Origin of the sequence: Variovorax sp. J22G73, assembly GCF_030317035.1 — a bacterium.
Lineage (GTDB): Bacteria > Pseudomonadota > Gammaproteobacteria > Burkholderiales > Burkholderiaceae_C > Variovorax.
Genome location: NZ_JASZYK010000008.1, coordinates 258,312 through 277,229, shown reverse-complemented (window position 1 = coordinate 277,229; position 18,918 = coordinate 258,312). Strand labels below are relative to the sequence as shown.

The window sequence follows — 18,918 nt, the reverse complement described above, 5'->3', positions numbered from 1 at the left end:
AACCACGTTGCAGTTCATCTGCTGATAGTCGCTTTGTGGCCCGTGGGAGGCCAACGATGAAGCTCTTCCTGAGCGGAGCGCGGCTACTGAGGTTGTGGATTGCGGCAGAGAGTCCATCAAAGATCTCGTCATACCGTCTGGGCCCCTTGGGCGCTTTGTAGTTCTGTGCGTCTGAGGCCGCGAACTCCCAATAGTTCGCTCGCTCCTCCGCATCTAGTAAGGCCCATGCGCTATTGATTGTTGCGGGGCGCATATCCTGCGGGCCCGTATGAACTTCTGCAACCACCTGCTCCTCCGTCCGTTGTGCAAAGATCATACAAGCGAGCACGCCGCATAGTCGCGCTGAATAGCATGGCGACCACAGGTGCTCGCTAAAAGCATTCTTGTTTCGTCTGCACGGACCAGTAAGTGCACCTCCGCAATTCCAGACCCATATTCTCCTGGCTCGTGCAACGCTGCTCATCCACGTGGCGCCAGCCCGGCAACTTCGTACACCCGCGCCGCGTTTGTGCGCATAGGTGGTTGTCCCGCGCACTGTTGAACGAAAACATCCAGGTTGCCGCAATTGGTCGCATCCCGCGCATATGAATCGGTCGCTGGGCCAAGAGTGATCTTTGACCTCTGCCGCATTCGGACGCCGAAGTACTCGAACAAGGGCGTTTGCGTTCCGGCGCAGCCGACGACCGCCTGCCTATCCTTGACCTGGCCGCGGTAGAACTGGCAATAGCTGATCTAGATTTCGTATGACCAACTGCCGCTCGCCTTCTCGTGGTACACCGCGGTGGTCAAAGTTGAGCGTACGAAGCGTGTAGAAAAGCATGGCCTCTCGACACTCCACGGTCACGGCTCCATCCCTCATCCCGTAGTCAATCTCTACTCCCTCACGCTGCGCCTGGGAGAGATCTGGGTTGGGCGCAAGGATGATCTGTACGAGGTTGTGCCACTCGTGGTCTAGGGCGACATCGATGTTGGATGGCCGAGGATCTTCCAGAGCCAGGATCCGTCCCAGCACCAAGTCACGGAATCCATCGCGCAGGTGGCAGTAGGCCCTGGTGTGCCAGCGCAGACCATCCGTACACATCGCGTGAGGACTGATGTCTCGCCAGCGCGGCTCATCGCGGGCAATCGACTGATAGCACACGCGTACTGTTTGCGAGGCTTCAATGGCGTGAAGGAGCGAAGAGAGGATGCTGCGATCGACAGTCCGGTTTGGAACAAGGACCGACTCGGTCGGTGGGCGGCTGCCAATCAATGCTTGCGCGGGGTCCAAGATACCCCGGTCAATGGCCAGCAACTGTGCCAAATACTGCTCGGAGCCGGAGCTGTCGAACAACATTTGAAAAGACGGTCCTCTCACGTACGTACGTGAGCTGCGGTCGTAGTGGATGTTCTTGGGCGCTTGCTCGGCGTACTTAGAAATGTCAGCCGATGCCTGCGGTACTGAGATCCCAAAAAAACTGGTGAGATCTGTGCGGTTGAGGCGCCCTTGCCATTGCAACCTGAAATCTATGAATCGAAGGCGGCGATCCTGGCTCCATCGAGGTGCGCGGCCTAAGTCCTCAGTTTCAAGTGGAAGGGGTGATGCACTGGTCATGAAGGCAGTATAGTAATTTTATGGGCATACTTTTTCGACGCGTAGTTGACTTTACATATGCACAACGACCGGAATATTGAGATTTAGAACAGTAAGCATCTAACACCGCAGCGTTATGAAACACTTAGTTTCAACTTTGCAAGCGTCTAGTTTGTAGACGGGAATGAAAAGTAGTCGTATGATTTCTATACTGATGCCACTTCGCGGCGTTTATAGGAGTACGTATGCCGAGCACCACTGTTACGTTTTTCCCTGTTGACAATGGCGACATGACGCTGATCCGTCTCGGCGATGCCGACGCCAGCACCATCCTTATCGACGTGAACATCCGTCTTGATGCCGACGACCCGAATAGCAAGGTTCGCGATGTGGCCAAAGACCTGCGCGCTCAACTGAAGAGGGACACAAGCGGACGTCCGTACGTTGACGCATTTCTGCTGAGCCACCCGGACCGAGACCATTGCCTCGGCTTGACTCGACACTTCCACCTGGGACCGTTGGCGAACTATCCGGACGACGACAAGGCGGACAAAGACAAGAAGATCGTTATCCGCGAGCTTTGGTCTTCGCCGATCGTCTTTCGCCGCGCCGACAAGAACCACACGCTGTGCGATGACGCCAAGGCCTTCAGCAAGGAGGCGCGCCGACGCGTCAAGCTCAACAAGGACCACTATTTCGCGGTATCAGACGGTGACCGCATCCAGATCATGGGCAAGGACATCAATGGAAAGACCGACGACTTGATGCCCATCGTTCGTCCGGTGGACCAAGCATTCAACACGATCGCCGGTCGCACATCAAAAATGTTCAGGGCCTACTTGCTGGCGCCCATTGATGCTAGCGACGACGAAGAGATAGAAGAATGCTTGGTGAAGAATCAGTCCAGTGTGATCATCAATTTCACCCTGGCGGCCGACGACAACACGCCCGACGGCGCAAAGTTCCTCACCGGTGGAGATGCGGAGGTCTTCATCTGGAATCGCCAGTGGGATCGCCATAAGAGTGACCCCTCTGTCCTCGAGTACGACCTGATGCAGGCGCCGCACCACTGCTCCTGGCACTCGCTTTCCTATGACAGTTGGTCGGACAAAGGCGATGACGCGAAGCTCGACGTTGACGCGCGCGAAGCCCTGTCCCAGACCCGAAGCGGTGCCGTCGTAGTGGCCAGCTGCAAGCCCATCAAAGACGACGACAGTGACCCGCCGTGCATCCGTGCCAAGCGTGAATACATATCGATCGTGAACGATGTCAAAGGCAATTTCTACTGTACTGGCGAGTACCCAAAGGAGGGTGAAGTAGAGCCCATGGTGTTCACCGTTACAGCGCAAGGCATAGCTCTGGACCAACTCCGCGAAGCCGGCTCTAAGGTGGCGGCGTTCACCTCTGCCACGTTCACTCCTCGTCCTCACGGCTCGGCATGACCACCGCTGCCTGCGCCATTGAACAGCTCTGCCGGCATCGTGGAATCACACGAGTCGGCACGCCTGAGTTCGACAACGACGGGAGCGGCCGCTGGCGGGTTGAGATCGATATCCCTGTCGAGTTGCCCAGCCGGGCACAGACTGCAGGAATCTCCGCTACGGGCGTCAAGGCTATGGAGACTTGCGCGCTTGTGTTCAGGAACTGGCCTCTCCGGGCACCAAGGCCGCTCTTGCGGCGCGATTTTCCAAGGGACCTGCCCCACATCAATCCGCATAGCGCAGGCGGAATGGTTCCGCCCTGCATCTATGAGGGGTCACTAGACGAGTTGCTCCATGATCGTGGGCTAGACGCAGTTGTTGATCAACTCATTGACTGGCTGGGCAAGGCTGCTAGCGGCACGCTCATCGACCTGAGTCAAGGTTGGGAGCCCACGCGGCGCGACAGGTGCCCGTCGACTGCAGAGTTTAGCGCCGAGCGCCTGATTGCTGTCACGCCTGCTGACGGCAAGGTGATGACGATCAGCGCACGCTATTTGGCGGTCGGTGACGGCGTGTACTGCCGCCTGTTGCCCGCCCTGACTCCGCAGGCGGACGCGACCTTTACACAAGATCGGAGAGGCACGCCGGAGAATCCATTCAGCGGCGGCATTCTCCCCGCTTTCGTTGCTCGGGCGGCCGCAGTGGGTGGTCAGTTCCCGGTTCTTGGTAAGTACCAACCGGACACGGTTGTTGACCTGCCCTCTTTGCTCGAGCTTGCAAGCGCGCTAGGTATAGACGCGGGCACCTTTCAGACAACGCTGGCCGACTTTTACCGTGCTCAAGTCTTGGGGCTTCAGGACTACACACAGTGGACGAAGGGCTTGTACGCGTTGGTAGTCCTTGTTGTTAAGCGCCCGGCACCGCTAGTCGGGTCGGATGGACGCGACGTGGAGGTCCTCCCTTATGTTCTCAGGTACGACATCGACCCAAACGCGCCGCTAGAGCATCATTGCAACGTTCATCCGGCATTTCATTCGCACGTTGTCTCGCCCGCTTTACTCGCGCGGACATCAGGTCTGCCCCAGTCGACTACTCAGGCCAAAGTGGTTCTCATCGGCTGCGGAAGCCTTGGCTCCAAGGTAAGCATGCACTTGGCGCGAGCCGGCATCGGGCAACAGATTCTTGTCGACAATGAAGTGATGTCACCGCACAACCTTGCGCGGCACGCCATGATGGAGACATCTTCTCTGGCTCTGCACAAGGCCGAGAAGGTGAAGAACGCGCTCAACGGCCTTTCTCATCTAGATGCGAAGGCGTTTAACCTTGACGCCATTCAGCTCCTCACGTCAAGCGAAACATTTGCTGAGGTCGTGCCTCCCGACGCGATTCTGGTTATAGACACCACGGCGTCGCTGCAGGTGCTTGTCGCGTCAGCGTGCTCCGGCGCGATGAGCGAAAGTCCAGTTCGGCTCGCTCGCGCAGCGCTCTTCGGACAAGGGCGTTGTGCCGTACTGGTGCTGGAAGCCCAAGGCCGAGAGTCTCGGGTGGACGACATCACCGTCCTCGTCTTCGAGATGTGTCGCTGGAACCCAGGTTTGCGCGGGGCGATGATTGGCAACTCGTCAGAACTTCAGAGGATCTTCGTTGGCGACAACTGTAGATCGCTGACAACGTCGATGTCCGATGCACTTATCTCACGGTCAGCGGCTATGGTCGCCATGCAGGTGCAGAAGTGGATCTCCGACGGCAAGCCAACGAATGGTCAGCTCTGCGTCGGTTTGGGTGACACTTCGAACATCGGCAGTGCCTGGCAAGTGATCGACGTCGGCAAGACGCTTGTCATTGATGTGCAAGAGGACGGCGGTTGGCAGGTTCGCGTGCTGGCGCATGTGGAGCAGGCCATCGACGAGGACGCACGTTATTGGGGGAACTGCGAGACGGGAGGCGCTTTGCTCGGACACGTGTCTTTCGAGGCGCGCACTATCACCATTGCCGGCTTGGTGCCCGCACCTATAGACAGCGTTCGTTCTGAAGCCACCTTTCTGCTTGGCACGGAAGGGCTCAATCAAACCCTGGTCGAAGCGCATGCTACTAGCTTGGGGCACCTCATGTTCGTGGGCACTTGGCACAGCCATCCCATGGGCGGATCTCATTCAGGAATAGACAAGGACACGCTCAAGAAGATCGCAACAGACGCCCGTGGCTTCCCTGCAGTCTCATTGGTGTGGACGCCCCAGGGATTTATCTGCGCGGTCGACCGCTGGTAGCGCCCTGTTATCGGCCATCATCTGACAGTCGAGAGGAACTGCAATGAAGTAAGAGATTGATTTCCTTGCGGGAGGCGAGGGCTCTGCGGATTGCGCGGGATGGATCTCACACCCCCAAGTTGGCGGCCATTCAAATACGAAGCCGATTTCCCCAGAGATGTTCAAAAATTAGGTTGAGGGTCTGTGATGGAAATTCTCAAGTTTTTCGATGCCTATTCAATTCGCGCTAGGCTGTTTCCTGCGATCGTGGCAGCAGCGCCAGCGCTCGCAGCGTTAGCTCTTCTGATTTCCTGGAAGTCCTTCGGACTTTCAAACATCGTTGCGTCGCTCGGGGTTCTAGTCCTGCTTTATGCTATCGCGGACTTCGCGCGCGCGCGTGGTCGTGCCATCGAGGAAAGACTGTTTTCGGAGCACGGTGGAAAGCCATCGATCACGATGTTTCGTCGCATTGATGACACCATCGATGCGGGTTCGAAAGATCGATATCGCACGTTCCTCGCTACCAAGCTGAACATGGCCCCGCCAAGCCCTGGAGACGAGCTCGTCGATCCAGCGGCCTCGGATGCCTTCTATTGGCAGTGCGGCAACTGGCTGAGAGAAAGTACTCGAGATGCGAAAGCGTTTCCGATCTTATTTGGTGAGAACGTCACATATGGTTTTCGCCGCAATTTGTATGGTGTCAAATGGCTGGCACTGAGCCTCAACTTGATCATCGTTGCACTCAGTGCCTTCATTCTTTGGCGCATGGGCTGGAACATTGAAGCCCCCATGAGGAACAAGACACTTGTGGTGTTAGTTGTGGCAGCGGCGCATGCGATCTACATGCTACTGGCGGTGCGTCGGTCGGCCGTCTGGGATGCCTCAAGAGCCTACGGGCGCCAACTGATCCTGAGCTGCGAGTACTTCCTGAAGGAGCCCAAGACGCGGGCGAGGAACACCTCGGCACGAAAAATGGCAGCGAAGAGCGAGGACACACCTGCTAAGAAGTCGCCCTGATTTCGAGCGAGCAGTCAGTCCTTTTGTCATTCGTGGGGGTGGTGGTCCGGGGCCACAAAGACGAAGACCCAACCGATTTGCGGGCCCGCTCCGTGGTGTCACCCGTAATGCGATAACCTGCTTGGCAGAAGCGCCGATCTTCTTGATGTCGATGTTGCCCGTCGGCTATGAATACATGAACTACCTCTTGGTAGTCCAAGTTTTTGTCCGCATCCCCTTATTGCCTTAAAGGTTCAATTTTCAGTGGCAATCAACAGCGCGTTGTCCAGGCCTTCGGGTCGACCAAGCCGCACCACGCCTACCTCTTCGCCAATCGACGCGCCAACCGCATGAAGGTGCTGGTGCACGATGGCATCGGGATCTGGCTGTGTGCGCGCCGGCATCGCTGGCTGCCAACCTGAAATCGATTCGCCCAGCGCAACGTGGACCGGCGGGACGCTCACTGGTGACGCGCATGCAGCGTCCTAGTCGCGATCTTCGACTTCTCCCTAGCCTTGCCCGTCGGGGCTTGGCGAAGGGGTCTCCTGAGAAGCTGCCGCTGGCGTTGGTTTGGTGGCGTTCCAGCAAGCTTCGGCGTTGAAGCTCTCGCGTGGCCAGCCGTGCTGCGAGAAGTCTGTGTACTTCCCGGCATAGCCGATTTCCATGAAGACCAGCTTGTAGACCATCGTCACGGACTTGAACACGTTGTCCAGCATCTCCTGCATCTTCGCAGGGTCGATGCGCAGGCTGCCGTGGGCGGCTGAGTTTCGCAGCTTCCTCCACGTCTCCGGATCGGTCGACGCGAGGGCGCCGCAGTTCGCGAGAGCCGTCAGTTTCTCTTTGATGCCGACCTCGCCCATGCGGCCGATCAATCCCAGCCCGCGGCCCCGGAAGCTCTTGTCAGCCGTCGATTCATCGATGGCTGCCTTCATGATCTCCATTTGCCTCTTGAGCTCAGGATCGACGGAGCCGAGATCCTTGAACTTCTCGCCCTTCACCAGAGACTCGATGGCCACGGAGACGACCAGAGCCACCGTGTCGATCCAAACGCTTTTGAGCGTGTAGAGGCCGCCCAGTTTGGCTGAGATCGGCGAGACGTCGTTGCCCGTGGCGGTCGCGCACGCGTGCTTGTAGTAGGAACTCACGAGGGCATAGAAGTCGCGGTCGCTCCCTCGCGGGTTGAGGGGGGGGTTGATCATTTTTCCGCCCGGGGCGGGGCGAGCCTTCGAAAGCTCCAAGGTCCGCGCGCCGTCTTGCACGGTCTCGGTTATTACCGGCCAGAACATCGTCGCGGTGGCGAAGCGCACTGCCTCGAGCAATCGCTCTTCAAAGGCTTTCGGAGCGGTCGCGTCTCCGGCCGCGTAGAGCTCTGAAAACCTCGGCTCGGCAGGCGAGCCTTTCCGCGCGTCGTAGATGATGGAAAGCGTGTCGGCAGTTCCTGCCGACGCAGTTTCGAACATCATGGACGATTCCTTGCCGCGCACGAACAGCCGCTTCTCGTTCACGACGTTCATGGGGAACTCGAGCTCTTCCAAGACGACCATGTCCGTCCACGTCTGGCCGCTCGGACCAGGCAGCGAGCAGCGCAGGTAGTCGCACGAGACGTTTAGGGTGATGGAATCCGCGTGCTCCTGAAACACGATGGACGCGGCCGGGTGCGTCCACGTGTTGCCCGCCACGTCGCAGGCCTCGAGCATGTAATAGTAGGTGTCCGGGATGATCCTGCCCGAGCGCAGATCTGCGACGCGCTTCAGGCTCCCGAAGATGTCCAACGTCTCGCCTTCCTTTCGCAGGCAAACCAAGCGGCACTCGGCGCCGATCTCAGGGCCTGTCAGGAGGTAACCCGGCGAGGAATATGTCGCCGGTGCATCCGCGCCGTTCTGCGTGAGCTTGATCTCGATGCAGTCGATGACAAATTTGCCGTCGACAAAGGCCGTCTTGAACTGCTCGTCGGCAAGGGTGATGTTTCGAATAGCCACTCGTTCTCCAAGTCAGGCGCCGATCTTGTCGGCTGCTCTTACGAACAGCCACAACTTCGCCGGGGTGAAGCCCGACGGCCACTCGCCTCCGCGGCTTTCGAACGCGAGCTTAGCGAGCGTGCGGTGCATGGGCGCGTTGTTTGCCCGCGAGGTGGCGAAGATGTCGTAGCGTCCCAACACCTTCCGCCGAGATTCGCAAACTGACGGCGAACTGTTGAAGGAGCTCGATGGGGCAATGCCATGGCCCGGAAAGAAGACGCGAAGGTAGTCGCCACTAGCGAAAATCTACGTTTGCAGCCCAAAGCAACCTCCGACGCACCTTGCTTCGCTAGCCTTGGAAGAGAAAAGGTCCAATAAAATCAATGTCTTACGTTGACTTTGAGTGTGACGCACCTTATTCCAAAACAGCACGCCTGAGCAGGCTCGCCACGCTCCCCGCCAACGCTGCCACCGCCGCTGTCGCCAGCCCCCAGTGCACCGCGCTGTGCGAAGGCAGCAGCCCGAACATCAGGCTCATCAGCAGGCTGCCCAGCGTCAACCCGGTGAGCCGCGCGGTGCCTTGCGCGCCACCGGCCGCGCCGCTGCGCTCCCTGGGCGCGGAGAGCAGCATGTTCTGGTTGTTCGGCGTCTGGAAGAAGCCGAAGCCCAGGCCGGCGAGGCTGGTGAACAAGGCGGTCGGCAGGGCGGAGTCGCCGTGCAGCGGCCACAGCGCGCACAGGGCCAGGCCGGCGGCGAAGCAGGCGCCGCCGGCCGCGCAAAGCCAGGCGCTCGGCAGGCGCTGGGCCAGGCGCGCCGACAGCGGCGCGGCCAGCATCACCGCCAGGGGCCAGGGCGTCATCAGGAGGCCGGCCATCACGGCGCTTTGCCCGAGCTCGTGCTGGATGTAGAACGGCAGCGCCACAAGGGCGGCCATCTGGCCGGTGAAGCAGCACACCGAGGCAATGATCGAGATGCGGAACGAATGCACGCGCAGCAGGTCGAGCGGGATCAACGGCGCCGCCTTCGGCAGCTCTCGCCGGACCAGCAACACCAGGCTGGCCACCGACCCCGCGAGCAACGCGCCGCCCTGCAACGGGTGCGCCACGACCCGGTCGGCTCCGAGCACGAAGGCTGCGAACATGCCCGCGTTGAGCGCGATGCTCCATGCATCGATGGGGCGCGCCGTGCGCGGCGCGAGCGTCGGGCCGGGCAAGCCCGCGCAGGCCGCGAGCACGAGCAGGCCGATGGGCAGGTTCACCGCGAAGAGCCACGGCCAGCTTGTCGCGGAGAGGATGAAGGCGCCCAGCGTGGGCCCCGCCGCCGAAGCGGCCGCGACGGCGAGCGCGTTCCAGGCGATGGAGCGTGCGAGCAGCCGGCGCGGGTAGGTGAAGCGCAACAACGCCAGCCCGAGCGGCATCACCGCCGCGCTGCCCAGGCCCTGCAGGCATCGCGCGGCCACGAGCCACGGCAGCGAAGGCGACAACGCGCACAACACCGACGCCGCGGTGAACAGCGTGACGCCGCCCGCGAACACGCGCCGATACCCGAACCGCTCGCCGACCGCGGAAGCAGGCAACAGGAACATGACCACCGCCAGCTGGTAAGCGGTGACGATCCAGACCGCATCGGCGGGCGCTGCTTGCAACTGCCGGGCGATGCTGGGCAGCGCGATGTTGGCGATGGCGCCGTCGAGCACCACCAGCACGCCCGCGCCCAGGATCGCGGCGACGGCCGCGAAGCGTCGCGGCAACGGCAGGCCGTCGGCGTCGTGCACCGCGTTCGTGCCGTTCGGGGTGGTCCGGGTGATGGGGGGAGAAGGGTCAGGTTGAAGCGTGGATGTCAGCATGATGGGAGTCCTGGAAGGCTGGAAGGAGCACGCTCTATGGCGCGAGTCCAGCTTAGGACTGGGCCCCGGGCTTGCACAGCGCGTGGCGCGCAACGTGTTCCTGCATGCGGCGCCTGTCGAAACCTGCGCGGCCGTGCTAGGTTCGGGCATGCCGACGGAAGCCGACCTGAACCTGCTGTTTGCGTTGAACGCGCTTCTTGCCGAGGGCAGCGTCGCGAAAGCCGCCGAGCGCCTGGGCCTGAGCGAATCGGCGATGAGCCGGTCGCTCGCGCGGTTGCGGGACGCCACCGGCGACGAGCTGCTCGTGCGCGCGGGCCGGGCCATGGTGCTGACGCCGCACGCGCTCGCGCTGCGCGAGCGCGTGGGAGACCTGCTGCAGGCGTCGCGCGCGGTGCTCCAGCCCGGCGACGCGCGCATTGACCCGCGCGCGCTCCAGCAGTTGTTCACGGTACGGGCCAACGACGGCTTCATCGAAGCCTTCGCGCACCGCCTGGTGGCGCGCGCCGCGAGCGAAGCGCCCGGTGTACGCCTGCGCTTCGCGCCCAAGCCCGACAAGGACGTTCGCCCGCTGCGCGAAGGGCTGCTCGACCTGGACATCGGCGTGCTCGGCGAGTCGGGGCCGGAGGTGCGCGTGCAGATGCTCTTTCGCGACCGCTTCGTCGGCGTCGTGCGCCAGGGCCATCCCCTGCTCGAAGAGCCTGGCGTGAGTGCCGAGCGCTACGCCGCCTGCGACCACGTGGTCACCTCACGCAGTGGCCGCAACGGGGGACCGGTGGACGATGCGCTCGCGGCGATGGGCCTGGTGCGCAACACCGCGGCCGTGGTGCCCAGCTTCGGCACCGCCTTGTCGATCGCGGCGGCGACCGACCTGGTCGCGTTGATACCGTCCTCCTACTTCGAACACCTGCGCTCGCAGGGCACGCTGCGCGCGTTTGCGCTGCCCGTGGCCACGGAGCAGATCACCGTGTCGCAGATGTGGCATCCGCGGCTGGACCGGGATCCCGCGCACCGGTGGCTGCGGGGGCTGGTGCTGGAGGTTTGCCGGCCGCTGAACGAGCAAGCGAGGGCGTGACTTCGTTCGAGTAACCGCCGCGACCGGCGCCCCTGGCTCCGCCCGCCGGTTCAGACTCGCGCGCGACGTTCGCTCGCAAGCTGGAAGATGCAATCTCCCCGCCGCACCATTGCGATCGCGCGCTTGCAGATGACCTCCCCGTCGCCGGGAAAGTACACCGTCTCCGGCTCGCGCTTCGGGCTCGCCGGGAAATGCACCAGGGCGGCAGCCTGGCCCTTTCTCACGACCGCACCCAGCTCGACGAGCGGCTCATGGACGCCCTCGTCCATGGCATAGACATAGTGCAGCGCGCGGTCGATGTGCATGAGCCGCGGCACGGCCGGCGGGCTCGGCGGCACGATGGCGCCCTGCAGCACGCCAATGAAGCCCAGCAGGTGGAGCAGGCCCTGCCTGCCTTGCGCGACCAGCGATGCGTCCACCGCGCCGCCGCCACCGAGTTCGGTCAGGAGGCAGATCGCGCCCTGGCGCCTCGCTGCCGCCGTCACGTTGACCGGGTTCGGCTGGTACAGGAAGGCCCGTGGCAAGCCGAAGGCATTGAGCAGGCCGGTGACGCGCGTTTCTTCTTCGGCATCGCGCGGCTCCAGGCCCATCATGTTGGCGCCGTGGTACAGCAGCGACGAGCCGCCCGAGTGCAGGTCGATCATGTACTGCGCCCGCGCGAGCAGCGTGTGCTCGATGTAGTGCGCGATGACCTGCGAGGGTGTTCCCTGCGGGTCGCCGGGGTACAGCCGGTTGAGGTTGCCATCGTCGAGCGGCGAGGTGCGAAGCCCCGCCTCGGCCGCCGGCGCGTTCGCCATCGGCAGCAGGATCAGCTGGCCCTGCACCATGTGCGCGTCGATCTCGCGGATGAGCCGCGACACGATGATCTGCCCTTCGTACTCGTCGCCGTGCGTGCCCGCGCTCACGACCACCACGGGGCCCTCGCCGCGGCGGATCGAGGCGATGGGAATCGGCAGCCAGCCGTAGGCCGAGCGGTGCACCGAATGCGGCAGCCGCAAGAAGCCGATGTGCTTGCCCTCGGCATCGAGATCGATGTCGCAGCGAATGGGGTTGGGAGCGCTCATTTCCAGGCCGTGCCTTTCTTCATGTTGCCGACCATGTCGTAGCCCGGCGCGACATGCTCGTTCGCGAGCTTCTGCAGCGTGCCGTCGGCCACCATGTCGTTGATGGCCTTGTTCATCGCTTCGAGCAGCGCGGGCGAATTCTTGGGAACAACCGCGGCGCCCAGCGAATACACGACCGGTTCGCCGACCGACTTGATCGGCAGGTTGTTCACCGTCTTCATCTTGTAGCCGTTGAAGTAGGAATCGACGATGGCGTCGATGCGCCCGTTGACGAGGTCGTTGAACACGAAGCCGCCGCCGTCGTACGCCTTGATGTCCGAGGCCGGCAGGCTGCGTCGCGCCCACATCTCGTTCGTGGTGCCAGCGCTCACGCCGACCTTCTTGTCCTTCAGGGTTGCGGGGTCCGCGATGTCGGTGTTCTTCGCGTGCACCCAGATGCGAAAGTCCTGCACCGTGTAGGGCACGGTGAAGTCGACCACCTTCGCGCGCTCCTCGGTGCGCGCCAGGCTGTTGACGACCGCGTCGTACTTCTTCGTGTTCACGCCGTCGATGAAGTGCTTGAACTTGTCCGCGACGAACTCGACCTTGGCCACGCCCAGCCGCCGGAAAATCTCGCGCGCCACGGCCACGTCGTAACCGGCGGGCTGGTTGTCGGCGCCCACGTAGCTCCACGGCGGGCTCTCCTGCGTGTTCGCGACGAGCACCACGCCCTTCTTCTGCAGCCGTGCCAGCGAGTCATCGGCCTGGGCCGAGGCGAGGGTGCTGCCGCCCGCTGCCAGTGCAAGCAGCACAAGCGGAGCGAGGCCGAAGATGCGTCGGGCCGGGCTCATTGCTTTTCCTCTTTCGCGATCTGCGCCGACATCTGGTAGCTCACGCCGAGCAGCCGGTTCGAGAGCCTGTCGATCGTGCCGTCTGCACGCATCTCCCGGATCGCCTTGCTCACCGCTTCGCGAAGCGCGGGCTGGTTCTTCGGCATCGCCGCGGCCGAGAGCTGGTACGTCAGGATCGGGCCGACCTCCTTGATCGGCAGCTTGTTCACGCTCGCGTAGCGCATGCCGCCGAAGTGGGAGCTGATGAGTGCGTCGATGCGGCCGATGGCGATGTCGTTGAACACCAGCCCGCCGTTGTCGTAGGTCACGATCTCCGAGCCTGGCAGATTGGCACGCGACCAGGATTCGTTGCTGGTGCCCGCGGTGACGCCAACGCGCTTGCCCTTGAGGTCGGGGCGGTCCTTGATGTCGTTGTTGGACGTGCGCACAAAGATGCGAAAGTCTTCCAGGCCGTAGGCGACGCTGAAGTCGACCTGCTTCTCTCGCTCGGGCGTGGGCGTCAGGTCGTTCATCACGAGTTCGTACTTGCCGGCCTTCAATCCCTCGACGAAGTTCTTGAAGAGATCGGCAACGAACTCCACCCTGGCGACGCCGATGCGCTTGGCCACTTCCCTGGCCACCTCGACGTCGTAGCCTGCCGGCTGGTTCTTGTCGTCGAGCATGCTCCACGGCGGGCTGGCCTGCGTGTTGGCCACGCGAATCACGCCGCTGGCGCGCGCGTTCGCAAGAAGGTCGGCCTGCTGCGCGGAGGCCGTGGGCGCAAGCAGTGCGCCGAAGGCCGACACGGCGAACAGGCTGCAGATCAGGTGGCGTCTGGAAGAAACTCGGTTCATGGCGCTTGGGCTGGTTGGAGGTCGATGAATGAGCGCGATCTTGTCGCGCGTCATGGCCTTGCCACAATCCGGCGCCGGTAGTTACTCAATAAGCGCAGCTTATGCACCAATCAGGGAAGCCACTATCCCCGTTTGGGTGCCTTCCTCGGAATCGAGACGACCGCGCCACCCACGGCCTCCCGCACGCGCTTGAGGTCGGCGTCGAGCTGGATGCGCATGACGCGCAGCAGATCCTTCGCGTTGTCGGACAGCGGCACGCCCGGCCTGAAGACGAGCAGCGACGTCGAAGGAATGTCGAAGGTCATGGGCTTGAGCAGCAGTCCGCGCGCGACATAGTCGAGCGCCATCACCGGGTGGGCCATGCCCATGCCGACGCCTTGCAGCGCGAACTCGCACACCGAGTTGGAGTACGGCGTCTCGATCACCGGCCGCAAGCTCCTGCCCTCGGCGGCCAGCGCTTCGTCGAGCGCTCGTCGTCCGACGTCTTCCGGATTGAGCGCGATGAACGGGTGGCTTGCCAGGTCGTTCGCGTCGAGGATCTTCTTACGCGCCAGCGGGTGCTGCGCGTTCATGACGATCACGCCGTACACGGCCGCGAAGGGGGAGTGCTCGAGCCCGGTGACCGACAGCTCCTCGGCCATCAGGCCGAAATCGAGCTGGCCGGCGGACACCTGCTGGTACACCTCGCGCGAGCTCATCACCTGGAACGACAGCTGGATCTGTCGCTGCCCGAGCCCGAACGCGGCAATGGCCCGCGGCATGAAGCCGGTGCCCAGCGCAGGCAGCGAGCCGATGGCCAGGCGCCCGAGGCCGAAAGACTTGAGGCTGCGAATGCGGTGCTCGATCATTTCGAGACCCGTGAAATAGCGGTCGACCTCGACCATCAGCGCCACCGCCTCCTGCGTCGGCACCAGGCGCCCGCGCACCCGCTCGAACAGGCGCAACTCGCAGGCCAGTTCGAACTTGCGCAGCGACTGGCTGACCGCCGGCTGCGAAACGCCCAGCAGGTTGGCCGCCTGGCTGGTGGTGCCGGCACGCATCACGGCGCGAAAGACCTCGATGTCGCGTTTTTCCATCCATAACCTCCGCTTATCGAGCGAGTAATCCGGGCTGTTGAGTTGATAGGACGGTTGACAAATACTTCATCGCATCGCCACGACCATCTAACCTGGACGAATAGCATAAATGCAATCAATTGCCGCAACTAATGACCCGTTCGAGAGCCTGTCGCCGCCCGTGATGCGCGCGTCGACGGTCGTCTTCAAGACCTTCGACGACTTCGTCCAGCGCAAGAGCCGCCAGCCCGACGGCTTCAGCTACGGCATTACCGGCACGCCGACCGCGCGGGGGCTCGAGAAGAAGATTGCCGCGCTCGAGGGCGGGCGGCACTGCGTTGTCACCCCGTCGGGGCAGTCCGCGCTGATGACCACCGTGATGGGCTTCGTGCGCGGCGGCGACCACCTGCTGGTGTCTGCGGCGTGCTACGGCGCGCTCAAGACCTTCGCGCAGAAGTGGCTCGCGGGGATGAACGTCGAGGTGGAGTTCTATCCGCCGGCCATCGGTGCGGAGATCGAATCGCTGATCCGGCCGAACACCCGCATGATCTGCATGGAGTCGCCCGGCACCGTGACCATGGAGATGCAGGACACGCCCGCTATCGCGGCGGTGGCGCGCCGCCGCGGCGTGCTCACGATGATGGACAACACCTGGGCCAGCCCGCTCGGCTTCAGGCCGCTGGCGCATGGCGTGGACTTCAGCATCGAGGCCGCCACCAAGTTCTTCGGCGGCCATTCAGACCTGCTGATGGGCAGCATCAGCATGAACGACCATGCGCACTACGAAGTGCTGCGCGAAACGCAGAGCATCCTCGGCCAGCAGGTGAGCCCCGACGACTGCTTCCTGGTGCTGCGCGGCCTGGAGACCTTCAAGCTGCGACTCGAAGCGCAAAGCGCTTCCACGCTGCGCGTGGCGCGGTGGCTGGCCGATCAACCCGAGGTTGAGCGCCTGCTGTACCCGCCGCTCGAATCGGACCCCGGCCACGGGCTGTGGAAGCGCGACTTCCACACCAACGGTTGCCTCTTTTCCCTGGTGCTCAAGCCGGGGCCTGAGCGCGCCTTTCACGGCTTCTTCGATTCGCTCAAGCAGTTCGTCATCGGCGCGAGCTGGGGCGGCGTGCACAGCCTGGCGGCCTACTACCCCGCCGCATTGCAGGCCGAGCGCGTGTTCCCCGCCACCGACCAGCCGGTGATCCGCCTGTCGATCGGGCTGGAAGCTGCCGACGACCTCATCGCCGACCTGAAGGCCGGGCTGGCGGGCTACAGCGCGTTGCTGGCGGCGCGCTGAGGAGACCACGATGCTCGATCTGTTCCTGAGGGCGCTGCCCTTGCTCGAGAAGGCGGTGCTGGTCACGCTCGGCCTGGGGTTCTCGGCGTTCTTCTTCGGCAGCGTGCTGGGGCTGTTGGTGGCGCTGGCGCGAATCTCGCCGTTTCGACCTCTGCGCTGGTTCGCCTTTTCGTACGTGTCGGTCTTTCGCGGCACGCCGCTCCTGATACAGATCCTGCTGATCTACTTCGGACTGCCGAGCTACGGCATCGTCATCGCGCCCATTCCGTCCGCGCTGCTCGCGCTGAGCCTGTTCGCCGCGGCCTACCTGAGCGAGAACTTTCGCTCCGGGATCATGGCCGTCGACAAGGGCCAGTGGGAGGCTGCCTGGGCCATGGGCATGGGGTATTGGAAGACGCTGCTGCGCGTCGTGCTGCCGCAGGCCTTTCGCATCGCCCTGCCGCCGGTGGGAAGCCGGCTCATCGGGCTGATGAAGGACACGTCGCTCGCATCGACTGTCACGGTGGTGGAGCTCACCCGCGTGGCCGAACAGATAGGTGCCACTACGTTCCGCTACATGGAGATGTTTCTTATCGTCGGTGCCATCTACTGGTTCATCAACCAGGTGCTCACCATCCTGCAGACCTGGCTCGAAAGCCACCTCTCGAAGCGCTACGCATGACCGAATCCCATATTCCTCCCGTGCAGGTGCAGGGCTTGGCCAAGAGCTTCGGCGAGAACCACGTGCTGCGGCAGATCGACCTCACGGTCGCGCGAGGCGAGGTCGTGGTCATCATGGGCCCGTCGGGCTCGGGCAAGACCACGCTGATCCGTTCGCTCAATTTCCTGGAGATGCCCGACCGCGGCACCATCCGCATGTGCGGCATTGAGATCGCCGATGCGGGGCCGAAGCCTTCGAGCGACACGCGCCGCAGGATGCGCGAGATCCGCAAGAAGACCGCCATGGTGTTCCAGTCGTTCAACCTGTTCGCGCACATGACGGCCGTGCAGAACGTGATCGAGGGCATGGTGTCGGTGCAGGGCATTCGCAAGTCCGCCGCGTTGCCGCGCGGGCGAGAGCTGCTGGCGCAGGTGGGCCTGCTGGAGAAGGCCGACGAATACCCGGGCCGGCTCTCGGGTGGCCAGAAGCAGCGCGTGGCCATCGCGCGCGCGCTCGCCATGAACCCCGAGGTCATTCTTTTCGACGAGCCCACCTCCGCGCTGGACCCCGAACTGCGCGGCGAAGTGCTCAAGGTGATGCGCGACCTGGCCGACAAGGGCATGACGATGCTGGTCGTGACGCACGAGACGCGCTTTGCGAAAGACGTCGCCGACCGCATCGTGTTCATGGAAGGCGGCGTGATCGTGGAAGATGCGTCGCCCGATCACTTCTTCGGGCCGGCAGCGAGCCAGCGTGCGAAGGATTTCCTGGGGCTTATACGAGACTGAACCGGAACTGAGCCGGGACTGGACGCACTTCACATGGCCGCTGCCATGCCCGTCAGGCCGCCGCCCCCTGCGCACCCACCACCACCTGCACCGCCCGATTGCGCAGCCTCAGCGCCAGCCCCGTCGCCACCCCCAGCACGCACAGCACCGCCGTGAAGGTCACGCCCAGTCCACGCGCATCCGACAGCATGCCGAACAGCGGCGACACCAGCCCGCCCACCGACAGCGCCAGCCCCAGCGTGATGCCGCTGGCCGTGGCCGGGTTGCGCGGCAGGTAGTCCTGCGCCAGCGTCACCTGCGCCGCGAAGGGCAGGAACATGCTCATGCCCAGCAACGCGGTGCAAACCAGCGCCCAGCCGGCAGATGGTGCGAGCACCAGGCCCGCGAGCGCGGGCAGGGCGAGCAGGTAGCCCGCGCGGATGGTGCCCATGCGCCCGATGCGGTCGCCGAGCCAGCCGCCCAGCAGCACGCCCACCGCGCCCGCGGCGGTGAAGCCGGTGAGCGCCGCGGCGCCCTGGAAGCTGGTGCCGTGCAGGTCGCGCGTGATGCGCAGCGACAGCATCGACAGCACCGTCACGTACGGAATCGACCAGCCCACGATGGTCGCCACCAGCCAGCCGAAGGCGCGCCAGTCGTTGTGCGGCTTCAGCACCTCGCCTCCGGCCTTGCGCGCCGCGGCCGCCGTGGCGGCGGATGCGCTGCCGCGCCCCGCGTTCACCAGCACCCACACCACGCCCATCGCCAGCGCCGGCAGGCCCAGCAAATAGCTGCGCGCGAGGCCGCCGCCGCCCACCACCGTGGCCGCCAGCACCGGCGCAAACGAAGCGCCGATGGTGCCGCCCACCGAGAACACGCTCATCGCCTTCTGCGAGGCGCCGCCGGCCGCGCGCGCCGCCACAGTGGCCGGCGGGTGGTACGCCGCGATGCCCAGCCCGCACAGGGCAATGGCGACCCAGGTCAGCAGGTAGCTGTGGCTCAGCCCCGCCAGCACCACGCCCAGCGCCGCCACCAGGAAGCCGGTGGGCACCAGCCAGCTGCGCGGGTGGCGATCGGCGTACAGGCCGAACAGCGGCTGCACCACGCTCGACAGACCGGTGGCCGCCAGCATCAGCCCGCTCACGGCCGTGTAGCTGTAGCCGCGCTCCAGCACCATGAAAGGCAACAGGGCCGGCACCAGGCCCTGGTAGAGGTCGTTGACGGCATGGGTGCCGGTGAGCAGCCCGAGTCGGCGCTTGTTCATGCGAATCGCTTTCTGTGTGTCCATTGAAAAAAGCCATCGTAAAAAGCGCGGCGAAGATGTTCTCGCTA

At 63.5% G+C, this 18,918-nt stretch carries 17 protein-coding genes; 8 read left to right on the top strand and 9 right to left on the bottom strand.

The window, feature by feature from the left end:
* Positions 1-691: 691 nt before the first annotated feature.
* Positions 692-1,594 (bottom strand): WYL domain-containing transcriptional regulator, encoded by a 903-nt coding sequence (locus QTI51_RS26665; protein ID WP_286516740.1) that lies wholly within the window; start codon positions 1,592-1,594, stop codon positions 692-694.
* Positions 1,595-1,818: 224 nt separating this feature from the next.
* Here QTI51_RS26665 and mblB point away from each other — a divergent pair, with 224 nt between their 5' ends.
* The 4 genes from mblB (at position 1,819) to tnpB (ending at position 6,658) form a co-directional block, all read left to right on the top strand.
* Positions 1,819-3,015, top strand: a complete 1,197-nt coding sequence (mblB, locus tag QTI51_RS26660; protein WP_286516738.1) for an anti-phage 6A-MBL system MBL-fold protein — start codon at positions 1,819-1,821, stop codon at positions 3,013-3,015.
* Positions 3,012-5,261, top strand: coding sequence for an anti-phage 6A-MBL system cap2_3 protein (cap2-3, locus tag QTI51_RS26655; RefSeq protein ID WP_286516736.1), 2,250 nt, complete (start codon positions 3,012-3,014; stop codon positions 5,259-5,261). Before mblB ends, cap2-3 begins: the two co-directional genes overlap by 4 nt.
* Before the next feature lie 186 nt (positions 5,262-5,447).
* Positions 5,448-6,257 carry a hypothetical protein gene (locus QTI51_RS26650; protein WP_286516735.1) on the top strand — a complete coding sequence of 270 codons (810 nt, stop codon included), beginning with the start codon at positions 5,448-5,450 and terminating at the stop codon, positions 6,255-6,257.
* Between the two features lie 203 nt (positions 6,258-6,460).
* Positions 6,461-6,658, top strand: coding sequence for an IS66 family insertion sequence element accessory protein TnpB (tnpB, locus tag QTI51_RS38975; RefSeq protein ID WP_353506553.1), 198 nt, complete (start codon positions 6,461-6,463; stop codon positions 6,656-6,658).
* A gap of 87 nt (positions 6,659-6,745) precedes the next feature.
* Here the strand turns inward: tnpB and QTI51_RS26640 are convergent, their stop codons facing one another.
* From QTI51_RS26640 to QTI51_RS26630, 3 genes are all read right to left on the bottom strand, one after another.
* Entirely contained in the window at positions 6,746-8,215 is a 1,470-nt protein-coding gene (locus tag QTI51_RS26640; RefSeq protein ID WP_286516731.1) for a hypothetical protein, read from the bottom strand.
* A gap of 12 nt (positions 8,216-8,227) precedes the next feature.
* Entirely contained in the window at positions 8,228-8,392 is a 165-nt protein-coding gene (locus QTI51_RS26635) for a hypothetical protein (RefSeq protein ID WP_286516729.1), read from the bottom strand.
* 217 nt (positions 8,393-8,609) lie between these two features.
* Positions 8,610-10,040, bottom strand: coding sequence for an MFS transporter (locus tag QTI51_RS26630; protein ID WP_286516728.1), 1,431 nt, complete (start codon positions 10,038-10,040; stop codon positions 8,610-8,612).
* Positions 10,041-10,188: 148 nt separating this feature from the next.
* Between QTI51_RS26630 and QTI51_RS26625 the strand changes: the two genes are divergently transcribed.
* Complete coding sequence (locus QTI51_RS26625) at positions 10,189-11,112, top strand: LysR family transcriptional regulator (RefSeq protein WP_286516826.1); 924 nt, start codon at positions 10,189-10,191, stop codon at positions 11,110-11,112.
* Positions 11,113-11,162: 50 nt separating this feature from the next.
* Here QTI51_RS26625 and QTI51_RS26620 read toward each other — a convergent pair whose 3' ends face one another.
* From QTI51_RS26620 to QTI51_RS26605, 4 genes are all read right to left on the bottom strand, one after another.
* A complete protein-coding gene (locus QTI51_RS26620; protein ID WP_286516726.1) occupies positions 11,163-12,176 on the bottom strand; it encodes a succinylglutamate desuccinylase/aspartoacylase family protein in 1,014 nt (337 codons plus the stop codon).
* Positions 12,173-13,006 carry a transporter substrate-binding domain-containing protein gene (locus tag QTI51_RS26615; RefSeq protein WP_286516724.1) on the bottom strand — a complete coding sequence of 278 codons (834 nt, stop codon included), beginning with the start codon at positions 13,004-13,006 and terminating at the stop codon, positions 12,173-12,175. Before QTI51_RS26615 ends, QTI51_RS26620 begins: the two co-directional genes overlap by 4 nt.
* On the bottom strand, positions 13,003-13,839 hold the full coding sequence (locus QTI51_RS26610) for a transporter substrate-binding domain-containing protein (RefSeq protein WP_286516722.1): 837 nt from the start codon (positions 13,837-13,839) through the stop codon (positions 13,003-13,005). The genes QTI51_RS26615 and QTI51_RS26610 overlap by 4 nt, the downstream gene beginning before the upstream one ends.
* Before the next feature lie 122 nt (positions 13,840-13,961).
* Positions 13,962-14,915 carry a LysR substrate-binding domain-containing protein gene (locus QTI51_RS26605; protein ID WP_286516720.1) on the bottom strand — a complete coding sequence of 318 codons (954 nt, stop codon included), beginning with the start codon at positions 14,913-14,915 and terminating at the stop codon, positions 13,962-13,964.
* A gap of 109 nt (positions 14,916-15,024) precedes the next feature.
* Here QTI51_RS26605 and metC point away from each other — a divergent pair, with 109 nt between their 5' ends.
* From metC to QTI51_RS26590, 3 genes are read left to right on the top strand one after another with little or no spacing between them, the layout of a single operon-like run.
* Entirely contained in the window at positions 15,025-16,182 is a 1,158-nt protein-coding gene (gene metC / locus QTI51_RS26600) for a cystathionine beta-lyase (RefSeq protein WP_286516718.1), read from the top strand.
* 10 nt (positions 16,183-16,192) lie between these two features.
* Complete coding sequence (locus tag QTI51_RS26595; RefSeq protein WP_286516717.1) at positions 16,193-16,843, top strand: amino acid ABC transporter permease; 651 nt, start codon at positions 16,193-16,195, stop codon at positions 16,841-16,843.
* Positions 16,840-17,610 (top strand): amino acid ABC transporter ATP-binding protein, encoded by a 771-nt coding sequence (locus QTI51_RS26590; protein ID WP_286516716.1) that lies wholly within the window; start codon positions 16,840-16,842, stop codon positions 17,608-17,610. Before QTI51_RS26595 ends, QTI51_RS26590 begins: the two co-directional genes overlap by 4 nt.
* A gap of 52 nt (positions 17,611-17,662) precedes the next feature.
* Here QTI51_RS26590 and QTI51_RS26585 read toward each other — a convergent pair whose 3' ends face one another.
* Entirely contained in the window at positions 17,663-18,850 is a 1,188-nt protein-coding gene (locus tag QTI51_RS26585) for an MFS transporter (protein ID WP_286516714.1), read from the bottom strand.
* Between the last annotated feature and the right edge of the window lie 68 nt (positions 18,851-18,918).